At 70.4% G+C, this 12,932-nt stretch carries 12 protein-coding genes; 7 read left to right on the top strand and 5 right to left on the bottom strand.

Annotation, left to right across the window (positions count from 1 at the left end):
• Positions 1-39: 39 nt before the first annotated feature.
• Positions 40-468, bottom strand: coding sequence for a DUF5318 family protein (locus JQS43_RS25825; RefSeq protein WP_239676957.1), 429 nt, complete (start codon positions 466-468; stop codon positions 40-42).
• Positions 469-618: 150 nt separating this feature from the next.
• Here JQS43_RS25825 and JQS43_RS25830 point away from each other — a divergent pair, with 150 nt between their 5' ends.
• The 6 genes from JQS43_RS25830 (at position 619) to JQS43_RS25855 (ending at position 6,248) form a co-directional block, all read left to right on the top strand.
• On the top strand, positions 619-1,257 hold the full coding sequence (locus JQS43_RS25830; protein WP_239676958.1) for a PadR family transcriptional regulator: 639 nt from the start codon (positions 619-621) through the stop codon (positions 1,255-1,257).
• A 24-nt stretch (positions 1,258-1,281) separates the two neighbouring features.
• Positions 1,282-2,352, top strand: a complete 1,071-nt coding sequence (locus tag JQS43_RS25835; RefSeq protein ID WP_239676959.1) for an inositol-3-phosphate synthase — start codon at positions 1,282-1,284, stop codon at positions 2,350-2,352.
• A 204-nt stretch (positions 2,353-2,556) separates the two neighbouring features.
• Entirely contained in the window at positions 2,557-3,249 is a 693-nt protein-coding gene (locus JQS43_RS25840; protein ID WP_239676960.1) for a DUF6584 family protein, read from the top strand.
• Between the two features lie 98 nt (positions 3,250-3,347).
• Positions 3,348-3,851 (top strand): DUF6584 family protein, encoded by a 504-nt coding sequence (locus tag JQS43_RS25845; protein WP_239676961.1) that lies wholly within the window; start codon positions 3,348-3,350, stop codon positions 3,849-3,851.
• Between the two features lie 287 nt (positions 3,852-4,138).
• Positions 4,139-4,654, top strand: a complete 516-nt coding sequence (locus tag JQS43_RS25850; protein WP_239676962.1) for a hypothetical protein — start codon at positions 4,139-4,141, stop codon at positions 4,652-4,654.
• A 73-nt stretch (positions 4,655-4,727) separates the two neighbouring features.
• The gene (locus tag JQS43_RS25855) at positions 4,728-6,248 is read left to right on the top strand and encodes a flotillin family protein (RefSeq protein WP_239676963.1); all 1,521 of its coding nucleotides are present in this window, start codon (positions 4,728-4,730) and stop codon (positions 6,246-6,248) included.
• Between the two features lie 61 nt (positions 6,249-6,309).
• Here JQS43_RS25855 and JQS43_RS25860 read toward each other — a convergent pair whose 3' ends face one another.
• The 3 genes from JQS43_RS25860 to JQS43_RS25870 are packed head-to-tail and all read right to left on the bottom strand — an operon-like array spanning position 6,310 to position 9,069.
• Entirely contained in the window at positions 6,310-6,969 is a 660-nt protein-coding gene (locus JQS43_RS25860) for a hypothetical protein (RefSeq protein ID WP_239676964.1), read from the bottom strand.
• 54 nt (positions 6,970-7,023) lie between these two features.
• Positions 7,024-7,563 (bottom strand): hypothetical protein, encoded by a 540-nt coding sequence (locus tag JQS43_RS25865; protein ID WP_239676965.1) that lies wholly within the window; start codon positions 7,561-7,563, stop codon positions 7,024-7,026.
• Positions 7,564-7,617: 54 nt separating this feature from the next.
• Positions 7,618-9,069, bottom strand: coding sequence for a CCA tRNA nucleotidyltransferase (locus JQS43_RS25870; protein WP_239676966.1), 1,452 nt, complete (start codon positions 9,067-9,069; stop codon positions 7,618-7,620).
• Between the two features lie 76 nt (positions 9,070-9,145).
• Here JQS43_RS25870 and murJ point away from each other — a divergent pair, with 76 nt between their 5' ends.
• Entirely contained in the window at positions 9,146-10,942 is a 1,797-nt protein-coding gene (gene murJ, locus JQS43_RS25875; protein WP_239676967.1) for a murein biosynthesis integral membrane protein MurJ, read from the top strand.
• On the opposite strand, the gene JQS43_RS25880 is transcribed toward murJ, so the two are convergent.
• Positions 10,852-12,678, bottom strand: a complete 1,827-nt coding sequence (locus tag JQS43_RS25880) for a class II glutamine amidotransferase domain-containing protein (RefSeq protein ID WP_239676968.1) — start codon at positions 12,676-12,678, stop codon at positions 10,852-10,854. The genes murJ and JQS43_RS25880 overlap by 91 nt on opposite strands.
• Between the last annotated feature and the right edge of the window lie 254 nt (positions 12,679-12,932).

Raw genomic sequence — 12,932 nt, forward strand, 5'->3', positions numbered from 1 at the left:
CCACCAGTGGACAGACGTGACCTACGCCACCCCAGCATCTCATGCCCGCGCACTCCGTCTCGGTCGCGTGGACACCGCCTGTCCCGCTGGTTCGGTCACCGGTTGCACCGCACTACCCAGCACAAACTGTTCGACGAGTAGATTCCAGTCACAGCCCCGACACACCTCCACCACGTACACCTGGAACTCGCGCAGCCGCGCCGCCAGCGCCGGTAGATCCGCCCGGGGACGGGCCTGGCCGGCCGCGTGACGCAGCTCATCTCCATATACGTAATGGACGAGCGTGAGGTTCTCCCGGCGGCAGATCGGGCATCGCGCGTCGATCGGGTCGCCGTGGTATTTCGCGGCGTTCTTGAGGTACGGCGAGGCGTCACACACCTCGTAGGTCGAGACCAGGCCGGCGTAGACATCACGCAGCAGCGCTCGCCGGCGAAGCGAGTAATCGACCAGCTGCCGCTGCGTACGCATGCGCAGAAGCGTACGCAGCACGGGGCTCCCACGCCAGCACGCTTGCCATCGCCACGCCAGCCGATGTATCGTTTCGATACATCGGCTCGACACGTCGGGTCGCTACATCGGTTCGGTAGATCGAGCGACACCCCGGAAGGAGGTTACGGCATGGCGACGCTGGAGTTTGCCGTCCTCGGCCTCCTCCATGAGGGCCCCATGCACGGCTACGAGCTGCGCAAGCAGCTGGCCACCAAGCTCGGGGCGATCCGGGCCGCGATCAGCTACGGCACTCTTTACCCCACGCTGCGCCGGATGAAAACCACCGGGCTGATCGCTGAATCGGGGGAGACCCCGGCCACCGACGACGCCGTGCCGCCGCTAACCAGCCGCCGGGGTCGCATCGTCTACAAGATCACCGCGGAGGGCAAAGAGCGTTTCGACGATCTGCTCGCCCAAGCCGGCCCCGAGACCTGGGACGACGCCGGCTTCGGGGTGCACTTCGCCTTCTTCGCCCGGACCGACCGGGCCACTCGGTTGCGGATCCTCGAAGGCCGCCGCCGCAAGATCGAAGAGCGTCGGGAAGGACTGCGCGACGTGCTCGGCCGCGCCGCCGAGCGGCTCGACGCGTACACCCTTGAGTTGCAGCGCCACGGCCTGGAGGCATGTGAGCGCGAGGTCCGTTGGCTGGAGGAGCTGATCGCCAATGAGCGCTCCGGCCGGCCACCCCAGGCGCACCGGGACGAACCCAGCCCCGGCACGTCGGGAGCTCCACAAGCCAACCCGCCACAGGATTTCCTGGGGCACTGACCAACCAGAAAGGGAGGACCCGCAATGGGCCCGATCCGCGTCGCCATCGTTGGCGTTGGCAACTGCGCCTCGTCCCTGGTGCAGGGCGTCCACTATTACCGCAACGCTAACCCCACCGACCGCGTACCTGGGCTGATGCACGTCCAGTTCGGCGACTACCACGTCTCGGACATCGAGTTCGTCGCCGCGTTCGACGTCGACGCCAAGAAGGTTGGCCGGGACCTCGCGGAGGCGATCGTCGCCAGCGAGAACAACACCATCAAGTTCGCTGACGTCCCGCCCACCGGCGTCAGCGTGGTGCGTGGGCCGACCATGGACGGGCTGGGGCAGTACTACCAGGAGGTCATCGACGAGGCGGACGACGCCCCGGTCGATGTCGCCGAGGTGCTACGCGCCGCCCAGGCCGACGTGGTGGTCTGCTACCTGCCGGTCGGCTCGGAGGACGCCGCCAAGTTCTACGCCCAGGCGGCGATCGACGCCGGCTGCGCCTTCGTCAACGCGCTGCCGGTCTTCATCGCCTCCGACCCGGCGTGGGCGGCGAAGTTCGAGGCCGCCGGGCTGCCGATCGTCGGCGACGACATCAAGTCCCAGGTCGGCGCGACCATCGTGCACCGGCAGCTGGCGAAGCTGTTCGAGGACCGCGGCGTCGAGCTGCTGCGCACCTATCAGCTGAACTTCGGCGGCAACATGGACTTCATGAACATGCTGGAGCGCACTCGACTGGTCTCCAAGAAGGTCTCCAAGACCCAGTCGGTGACCTCGCAGGTGCCGCACGAGATGAACGCCCACGATGTGCACATCGGGCCGGCCGACCACGTGCCGTGGTTGGACGACCGGAAGTGGGCCTACATCCGGCTGGAGGGGCGCACCTTCGGCGATGTCCCGCTCAACGCCGAGCTGAAGCTTGAGGTCTGGGACTCCCCGAACTCCGCCGGCGTGATCATCGACGCGCTGCGGGCGGCCCGGATCGCGAAGGACCGCGGGCTCGGCGGACCGGTGCTCTCGGCCTCCGCCTACTTCATGAAGTCCCCCCCGAAGCAGTTCTTCGACTATGAGGCGCACGCCGCAGTCGAGGCGTTCATCCGCGGAGAGTGACTGGGGTATCAGCGGCTTGTGATCAAAGAGGGCACGCCGAGGGAAGTGATGGCCGTCACGGTAACTGCGGCCGCTCGCATGATCACAAGCCGCTGACCGGGGACGGTTCATCACAACGGATGATGCCAGGGTCGGCCATCACGCCGAGTGAGGGAATCGACGCGAGGGCTGGACTCCGTCGCCGCGCAGACTCATAGTGAGGGCATGGGCAAGACATACGTCCTTGACCGGGTGGCCGCCGACCTGGCCCGTGGCTCCACCCACCCCGCTATCCAGCGGCTAAGCAGTCTCGTGGCAGCGTACCCGAACGATTTGGACCTTCGGCGCCGGCTCGCCGCGGTCCACCGCCGGGTGGGCAACCGGATCCAGGCCGGGCGATGGGACTACCTCACCATCGGTGCCGACTCCCGCGACACCCACGCCTTCGAGCGGGCGTTCCCCTCGGCGGCGGTGCGGTTGCGGCAGGTGCGCTGGCCCTACCGGGCCAGTGAAGCAGCCACGGCGTACGCGCGGCGCCGGCTCACCAAACTGATCGCCGCGGCAGAGGCTGAGCGACCGGGTCGACCAGTCGTGGCCGGACGCGCCGGCCAACTGGTAGCGACGGCGCCACCCGACTCGTCGACGGCGAACGCGACAGCGAAACCGACAGCGAGCGCAACGGCGACGGCGACGGTCGAGCGGCCGGACCCACCCGCGACGGCAAAGCGGCCGGACCGACCGGTGGCCGGGGCGGAGTCCGCGCCGGCGCCGGGGCTCGCGGATCGTTGGCGTCGACTGGCCGCCCGCTGGTCGCCGCTGCCTCGTCGGCATCGCCGGGCACTGACCGCCGCGTCGGTGGCGGGTACCCCGTTCGCCGTACTCGGGTTGGCCACTGTCGTGGAGTGGTTGATCGGCTGACGTAGCGCAACCCTCCGATAGGGAGCGTTACCGTTTTGTTATCTGGTTGCCGGTAGTACGGGTGGCGATGGACACCCATTCTCACCGATGATCGGAGCGTGGCAAAAGCGGACGTGCTCGCACGGGTCAAACAGGACCTTGCGCTCGGCCACACCTACACCGCGACGCAACGGCTCCGGACCCTCGTCGCGATCCAGCCCGAGGACCTTGAGCTTCGCCATCTGCTCACCACCGTCTACCGGCAGACCGGCAACCTCGTCGAGGCCGGTCGATGGGCGTTCCTGCTCGACGACGTCACCGACGAGGAGCGCGCCGCGTTCGAGCGGGCCAATCCTGACCCGTGGCTCCGGCTCCGGCTGCTGCGCTGGGACAGTCCAATTAGTGCGCTGCCGGACGCGGGTGCTCGCGAGCGGCTGACCGCGCTGACTGAGGAGGCGGCTGCAGCCGGCCCGCCGAGCACCTACGATGGGCCACTCTCGTCGCCCTCCCGTAGCCGCACCGCCGCGATCCCCTGCCTTTTCGTCATGATCGCGCTTGGGGTGGTCGGCATACTCGCCGCGATCGGCGTCTTCCGCATGATCACCTGGGTCATCGGGGGCTAACCCCACCGTTGAGCTGTGCTTCTTGGTTGGCTGGGGAGGGATCTTGCATGCCGGAATGTCGGACATAACCGGACGCAAGATCCCTCCCCAGCCAACCAAGTCCGAAATGTCCGCAGCGTCGGCGGCGGCGCACGGACGACGCGCGGACGACGCGCGGGCGGCGCGGGGGCGGCGTGTGGACGACGCGCGGACGGCGTGTGGGGGCCCGGGTAGCGGCGCGGGGGCGGCCCGGGTGGCGGCCGAGGGCTATCCTCGGCTCACGGGAGTGTAGAGAGGGGAGGGTGGCGATGGCTGCGATGACCGTGCTCTTCCTGATCATCGGTGGCGTGGGCGTGCTGTTGCTGGCGCTGGGTCTACTCGGCGTCGAACTGCTCGACATCGAAGGCTTCGTGCCGGTCGAGGTGGTCGCCGCCGGGCTGGGCGCCTTCGGCTTCGCCGCGGCGATCGCCAGCGCGTCACTCGACCAGCGGCCCCTCCCTGCGCTGCTGGCCGCCGGTGGCATCGGGGTCGTCGCGGCGATCCCGGCCGGCTGGCTGACCCTGCGGTTGACCCGGGCGGCGCAACACATGGCCACCGACGCCACGCCCACCACCGACGACCTGCCCGGCATGCTCGCCGTCGTGATCACACCGATCCCGCTCGAGGGGTACGGCGAAGTCCGGCTCATGCTCGGCGGACAGCCGGTCAAGTTCAGCGCCACCGCCGACACCGCCGTCCCGTTGGGGGCAGAGGTCTTCGTCATCTCGGCCCGCAGCGAGACCAGCGTCTTCGTCGAACCGTTGCCGACGCAGACCATTCCCTGAGCGAGTCACCCGGCCACCGCGCTGCCGTGCGGTGGCCGGCTCCGTCCCACCCGCACCTGACCTTAAGGAAAGCATGGAACCTCTCGTAATCGCGATCGGCGGCAGCGTGCTGCTGGTCTTCCTCCTCATCGTCTTCGTCATCTCCCGGATAAAGGTCGCCGGGCCGAACGAGGCGTTCATCGTCACCGGGCGCAAGGGCCGCACCACCAGCGCCGCCGACGGCACCCGGATCCGTGACCTCTCCGGTCAGAAGGTGGTCATGGGCGCCTCGGTGTTCGTGCTGCCGGTGGTCCAGAAGCTGCATACTCTCGACCTGTCCAGCCGCGGCATCCGGGTCGAGATCAACGGTGCGGTGAGCAAGCAGGGCATCCGGACCAATCTCCAGGGCGTGGCGATCGTCAAGGTCGGCGGATCCGAGACCGCGATCCGCGCCGCCGCCCAGCGGTTCCTGCACCAGCAGGCGGAGATCGACCAGTTCACCCGGGAAGTGCTCGCTGGCGCGCTGCGCTCGATCGTCGGCCGGCTCACCGTCGAGGAGATCATCCGGGACCGGGCGGCGTTCGCCTCAGCCGTGGCCGAAGAGGCCGAACACTCGATGACCAACCAGGGTCTGGTGCTCGACACCTTCCAGTTGCAGGACATCTTCGCCGAAGGCTCCTACCTGGACGATCTGGGCCGGCCGGAGGCGGCTCGGGTACTCAAGGACGCGGCGATCGCCGAGGCCCAGGCCCGGCAGGCCGCGGAGCGGGAGCGGTTGATCGCCGAGGAGTCGATCGCCGAGTCCGAGCGCAACCTGGAGATCAAGCGCACCGCCATCCAGGCCGAGATCGACGCCGCCAAGGCCCAGTCGGACGCCGCCGGGCCGCTCGCCAAGGCCGAGCGTGACCAGGCGATCCTGACCGAGCAGCACAAGGTGGCGCAGCGGCAGGCCGAGCTGAAGGACCGGGAACTCGACACCGAGATCCGTAAGCCCGCCGACGCGGCGCGGTACCGGGTGGAGCAGGAGGCCGAGGGCGCCCGCAACGCCGACGTTTTCCGGGCGGACGCCGCCCGGCAGTCGACCATCGCCGCCGCCCAGGCCGAAGCCGAGCGGGCCCGACTGACCGGTGAGGGTGAGAAGGCGCACCGCTCCGCGCTCGCCGAAGCCGCCGCGGTCGAAGGCGCCAAGGAAGGTGAGGCGGAGCAGCAGCGCCGCTCGGCGATCGCCGAAGCGGTCGAGTTGGAGGGTAAGGCGGAGGCCGAAGCGATCCTGGCCAAGGGCCGGGCCGAGGCCGAGGCGATGCGGCTCAAGGCCGAGGCGTTCGAGAACTACGGCGAAGCGGCCGTGCTCGACCTGTTGGTGCGGGTGCTGCCGGATGTGGTGGGCGCCGCGTCGGAGCCGATGAAGGCGATCGACAAGATGACCGTCATCTCCACCGACGGGGCGACGTCGCTCACCAAGTCGGTGGCGACCAACGTCTCGCAAGGGCTGCAGCTCGGCTCCGACCTGACCGGGGTGGACCTGGCCGGCCTGTTGAGCCGGCTCGGCGAGCGGGCGGCCGGCGGCAACAACCACGACCAGCCGGAGTCGAAGCAGCAGGCGATCTCCGAGTAGAGCCGTCAGGTCATGACCAGATAGGGGGCGCGGCCGGCGCGATCGGCCGCGCCCTCACTGGTCAGTTGAGGCGTTCGTACCGGGCGGCGTACTGCCGGTCCTCGTCGCTGAACTCCGCGACCTGCCCGTCGCAGGTGAACGAGACCGGATCGGTGTCCAACTGGTACGGGAAGCTGCCGACCAGCGGCATCGTCGCCGTCGCGTTCGAGCTGGGGTCCACCAGCCGGAACTGCCCGTCGGCGGCCTGAAAGCCGAACTCGATCTGGCCCTGAACCGCCATCTCGACCGTGTCCCCCAGCGTCTGGGCCTCGAAGATGGTGGCGTCGCCGTAGTCGGCGCGACCGGTGCCGTCAGCGTGGAAGTCGAAGACCGGCCCCTCACCCACCAGCACCATCTGCCCGTCGAGCAGCGAGGCGATCCCGCCCGCCGACCCCTGGGTGACGGACACCGCCCGCCACGATCCGACGAGGCACTCGGCCTCGTCACCAACCGCGCCGGGAGCTCCGGTCACCGGGCCGTCGCCGAGCCCGCCGACCGGGTCGGTGGCTGCGCCGGTCGGGTCCCCGCCGGTTTGACCATCGAGGTGCGGGGATGCGCCGGTGTCCCGGTCGACCACCACGATCGCCGTGAACGCCCCACCGCTGATGATCACCGCCACCACCGAGGCGACGAACATCGGCACCGCGTGTCGATGTGTCCACGCCCACCGCTGCGACTGCATCATGCGACGGTAGCCGACCCGGATCGGCCGGGCGGGCACGGAGTAGCCTGCCGGTCAGGGGCCGGCGCGCGCCAGCTCGGCGCGATAATCCCGGTCCTCGTGCGTGAACTCGAGCGTGTCACCCTCGCACTGATAAGCGAAGGGTTCGTCCACGTACCGCAACGGCTGCTCTAGCGGGATGCCGCTGACGGTGATCGTGGCACCGCCATCCGCCGTCTGGCTCAGATACCGGAAGGTCCCGTCGACAGCTTCGTATTCGAACTCGACGTGACCGCGCATCTCCAGCACCACCTGGCCGCCCGCTTGCCGGGTGCCGGAGCCGTGGTCGGAGATGCCGGTGCCGTCGGCCCGGTACTCCACCACCGGGCCGTCGCCGACCAGCTCCAACCGCTGCTCGGTGAGCGGCACCGCTTCTTGCTGCGACACTGTGCGCCAACTGCCGACCAGACACTCTTCGCCGGCCACCGCCGCGCCGCTGCGTTCGAAGACCAGGACGGCGACCAGCGCCGAACTGGTGAGCAACACCGCGATCAGCGCGGTCACGAACATCGGCACGGCGTATCGGTATGTCCACGCCCACCGTTGCGACTGCATGGCCACGACCTTAACCGGGCCTGACCACTATCGATCAGGCTGTGCCGCCGGCGCTCACTCGCCCGCCGGGCCGGCCGGCGGGGTCAGCCCTTCCCGGCGCGCCCAGGCGAGCAGCTCCGCCTCGGCCTCGTCCCGGGCCAGCGGGCCATGCTCCAGCCGCAGCTCTTTGAGGTGCTGCCAGGCCTTGCCCACCGCCGGCCCCGGCGGGATGCCGAGCAGCTCCATGATGGCGTTGCCGTCCAGGTCCGGCCGGACCTTGGCCAGATCCTCTTCGGCCTGCAGCCGCGCGATCCGCTCCTCCAACGCGTCGTAGTCGGCCGCCAACCCGGCGGCCTTTCGGCGGTTCCGGGTGGTGCAGTCGGAGCGGGTCAACTTGTGCAGTCGAGGTAGCAGGTCACCAGCGTCGGTGACGTACCGGCGCACCGCCGAGTCGGTCCATTCGCCGCGGCCGTAACCGTAGAAGCGCAGATGCAGCGCGACCAGCTTGGAGACCGCCGCGGTGACATCCTTCGGGAACCGCAGGGCCTTCATCCGGGCCCGGGTCATCCGGGCGCCGACGATCTCATGATGGTGGAAGCTGACCCGCCCGTCGGGCCCGACCGCCTTGGTGGCTGGCTTGCCCACATCGTGCATGAGCGCCGCCATCCGCAGGATGAAGTCCGGGCCGTCCTCCTCATACGAGACGGCGTTGCGGACCACGGTCAACGTGTGCTCGTAGACATCCTTGTGTTGCGCGTGCTCGTCGATCTCCAGCCGGAGCCCGGCCAGCTCCGGCAGGCACTGGTCGGCCAGGCCGGTGTCGACCAGCAGCCGCAGCCCAGCGACCGGGTCGTCGCCGCAGAGCAGCTTGGTCAGCTCGTCCCGGATCCGTTCGGCGGTGATCCGGCGCAGGTCGCCGGCGAGGTCGCGCAGCGCCGACCGCACCGGCGGGTCGACCGAGAAGCCGAGCTGCGAGACGAACCGGGCGGCCCGCAGCATCCGGAGCGGATCGTCGCCGAACGACTCCTCCGGCGTACCGGGCGTACGCAGCAGCCGCTGGGCGAGGTCGCCGAGGCCGCCGTACGGGTCGGTGAACTGATGGTCGGGCAGTGATATCGCCATCGCGTTGACGGTGAAGTCGCGCCGCCGCAGGTCCTCGGTGAGGCTCGTGCCGTACTGCACCGTCGGGTTGCGGGTGACCCCGTCGTACGCGTCGGCCCGGAAGGTGGTGATCTCGCACCGGAGGCCGCGCCGGGCGGCGCCGATGGTGCCGAACTCGCGACCGGTCTCCCAGGTCGCCTCGGCCCACCCTTCCAACGCCTTGAGCGTCTGGTCCGGGTGGGCGTCGGTGCAGAAGTCCAGGTCGTTGCCGAGCCGCCCGAGCAGCGCGTCGCGCACCGGCCCACCGACCAGATACAGCTGGTGGCCGGCGGCGGTGAACCGGCGGGCGAGTTCGTCGGCGACCGGCCAGACCCGGACCAGCTCGGCGACGGCGCGGCGTTGGGCTGCGGTGAGTTCATCGGGCATAGCCGCACCAACTTAGCGCAGTCCAGTGCGGGCGACTGCTGCGGCGGCACCGGCGGGGGCCGATAGGCTGCTCGGCATGTCCGGTCGGCTGTACCGCAGCAACCACGCGCACCGCACCGCGAGCGCGTCGCGACCCGAGCCGCCGCCGGGACCGCCCGGTGCGCCGCCACCGGGTCCCCCCGGCGGGCCACCACCGCCGGCCGCCGAGACCGGCGGCGGGGACGCCCAAACCGGGGACTCCCACACCGGCGACTCCTACGACGAGGAGCTGGGCAGCGCCGCCGGGCACAGCGCGGTGATGGCGATCGGCAGCCTGGTCAGCCGCGGGACCGGCTTCCTCCGAGTGGTGATCATCGCGGCGGCGCTCGGCAGCACCCTGGTGGGCGACTCCTACACCACCGCGCAGTACTTCCCCGGCATGGTCTACGAGCTGCTGCTCGGCGGGATCCTGACCAGCGTCCTGGTGCCGGTGCTGGTGCGGGCCCGCAAGGCCGACCCGGACCGCGGCGAGGCGTTCACCCAACGGTTGGTGACCCTGGCCGTGGTCGCGCTCGGGGTCACCACGGCGCTGGCGGTGGCCGGCGCCCCGCTGCTCGCCTGGCTGGTCGCCGATCCGGAACAGCAGCCACTGGTCACCACGCTGTCGTACCTGATCCTGCCGACGATCTTCTTCTACGGGATGGCCGGCCTGCTCACCGCGGTGCTCAACACCCGGGGCCACTTCGCGGCGCCGATGTGGGCGCCGATCCTGAACAACCTGGTGGTGATCGGCACTTTCGCGCTCTACCTGCTGATCTACGGCGCTGAGCCGATCGCACCGGCGCAGATGGACGCCGGCCGGATCGCGCTGATCGGTGGCGGCACCCTGCTGGGCATCGTGGTACAGGCGGTGGGGTTGTGGCCGGCGCTGCGTCGGGTGGGGTTCCGGTTCCGGTTCCGGTTCGGTTTCCGGGCGCTCGGCCTGGGTGAGCTGGGCCGGCTCGGCGGCTGGATGTTCTGCTACGTCGCGGTCAACCAGGTCGGGGTCGTGGTGATGATGACCCTGCTGAACCGGGCGGCTGCGGAGCCGGGCAACGCCGGTCTGCTGATCTTCAACAACGTCTTCCTGTTGATGATGATGGCCCACGGCATCGTCGCGGTCTCGATCATCATGGCGCTGATGCCGCGGTTGAGCGCGGCCGCGGCCGACGGCCGGCGCGAGGACATGCTCGCCGACCTCGGCAAGGGCGCCCGGATGATGTCGGCGGTGCTGGCCCCGATCGCCGCCGCGTACGCGGTGTTGGCGCTGCCGATCTCGGCGACGCTGTTCCAGTTCGGCGCGTTCGACGCCGCCGCCGCCCGGGAGATGGCTCCGGTGTTGCTGATCGCGGGGGCGGCGCTGATCCCGTTCTCGTTGAGTCAGCTCACCACCTTCGCGTTCTACGCGATGCCGGACACCCGTACCCCGGCGCTGGTGAACATCGGGGTGGTGGCGCTCCGGATCGGCGTGCAGGTCGGGGTCTTCGTGGCGTTCTCGGCGTCGGTGGTGGCCGCCGGGATGATGCTCGGCAACGCTGTGTCCTATCTGGTCGCGGTGTTCGCCATGGGGTACCTGCTACGCCGGCGGCTGGGCCCGCTCGGCCTGCGCCGGGTGACGGTGAGCCTGGTCAAGATCGTGGTGGCGGCGATCGCGGCGGGCGGTGTCGGCTGGCTGGTGGTGTGGGCGGTGCCGGGCGGGGCCGAGCCGGGCAAGCTGCTCGCCGCCGGCCAGCTCGCCGCAGGTGGGCTCGCGCTCTGCCTGACCTACCTGGGATTGGCGTTGCTGCTGCGGATCTCCGAGGTCACTGAGGTGGTCGGGCTGGTGCGCCGCAAGTTGCTGCCGAGCCGTTCCTGAGTCGACTCCGCCGCGTCGAGCTGGGCCGCCGCGTCGAGAGCGACCGGCTCACCGGGCGCCGGTTCGGCGCACCGATAGTACTCCACCTGGGTGTTCGCCGGCGGCCAGGTCGGGTCTCGGTCGATCCACTCGGCCAGCCACAACTCCAGGTTCACCAGCCGCCAGAAGAGCAACGGATCGACCCGGCGCCGGCCCGCCAGGAACCCGCGGTAATCCTCGAGCACGGCCGGCTGGTCGAAGTACCGGCGGCCGACGAAGCTGCCGGAGGTGAACACCTGCTCGATCACCGGAGCCAGCCGGCTCAGCCAGCCAGCCACGGCTCGGCGTTCGGCGGCGCCGCGCACCGGCCCGGCGATCGGGCCCAGGCTCCACAACAACCGGAGTAGCGCCGGATCGAGCAGCGGCGCCCGCACCGTGGTGGCGAACCGGGCGGCGTTGCGGTCGGCGTAGCGCAGACTCGCCGCCAGCCGGCGTTGAAAAACCACCGCCGGTGGATGTTCGTGGGCCAGCCCGCCGGGCGGCAGCAGCTGCCGGAGCCAGGTGGCGGGCCACCCCAGCGGCGGCGCCGGCCGGCGCGCCGAGGCGGCCATCGCCGAGCCGTCCAGCGGCGCCCCGACCGCGTACGGTGGCGGGTCTTCGGCGTGGGCGGCGGCGAACTCGGCCCCGAGCAGGCGGGTCGCGGGGGTGGTGGGGTGCCAGTGCAGCCACCGGCCGAACCGGTCCGGCCAGCGGCCGGCGAGCGCCGCCCACCGGCGTACGCCGGGGCCTGGGTGATAGGCGGTCGCGTCTCCGGCCAGCAGCACCGCCGCCCGCGCGGGCGCCGCCGCCAGGTGCCGAAACTGGCCGTACGCGGCGGGTGAGCCGACGGGTTCGTGCTGGGTACGGATGAACTCCACCAGCTCGGCCAGGGTCGGTGGGGCGGCGTCGGCCGGGGGCGGCTCGGTGGCCAGCTCGGGCAGGTTCGCCGCCGCGTCACCGCCGCGCCGCTGGCGGGCCGCCGCCAACTCCGCCGCCAGCTGCTGCTCGGCCTCGGCGTCGTAGGGGCGGCGGGCGGCGGCGAGCAGCTCCAGCTCGGCGTAGCACCGGCTGTAGGTTTCGCGGCGTACCTGCCCGGCGGGTGAGATGGTCGCCAGCTCACCCGGGAGCAGCCGGCTGATCCGGTCGAAGAAGGTCCGCTCGGTGTCGTCGAGCGCTCCGTACCGAATATATCTATAGACTGTGATGTTATCTGGGCGGCGGGGCACCACCCCGGCGGCGAGGACGGCCCGGAGGCTGCTGCCGAAGGCGACTCGGCCGGAGTCGTCGGCGGCCAGATACAGCGGACGGGCGCCGGAGGGGTCCCGGGCGAGCACCAACTCCCCGGTCTCGGTGTCGAGCACCGCGATGGCGAACATGCCGTCGCAGCGGTCCAGCCCGGCCGCGCCCCACCGCCGCCAGCTTGCGAAGAGGACCTCGCCCGGCTCGTCCGGCACCGACTCCCCGAGCTCGGTCAGCGCCGCCCGCAACTCGGTGTGGTTATAGACTTCCCCGTCGTAGACCCACAGGTAGCGACCGCCGCCGGCGCGCAGCGGCGAGGTCGGGGTGGTCCGCCGCCGCTGGACCAGCCCGACCCGGTCCTGCCGGACGATCGACTCACCAGCCGGCCCCCGTGGTTCGAGCTGGCGCGCCATCCGGCGCAGCGTCGCCTCGTCGACGGCATCACCGAACATGTTCACGTAGCCCGCGATACCCGACATTGACCATCACCCCCCGCTGAGAGACAGTAAAGCAGGAGAAAGCGTCCTAGACGGAGAAAATTAGTATGTCTCAAGTAATCTCGGGATATCGCCACCAAGGGGACGGTGAAACCACCCTCCGTCGACAGCGCGCCGCAAAGGCGTGTCGTGTTCGTGACCCTGCCGAGTTATCGTCGGCTCGGCGGCGGCGTCCCGGACGCATACCGCCTACTCTGTTGGGGAAGAATGACCGCTGTCGAGTCTGCCCGCCGGGT

This window comes from Natronosporangium hydrolyticum (genome assembly GCF_016925615.1).
In the GTDB taxonomy this organism is placed as follows: Bacteria; Actinomycetota; Actinomycetes; order Mycobacteriales; family Micromonosporaceae; genus Natronosporangium; species Natronosporangium hydrolyticum.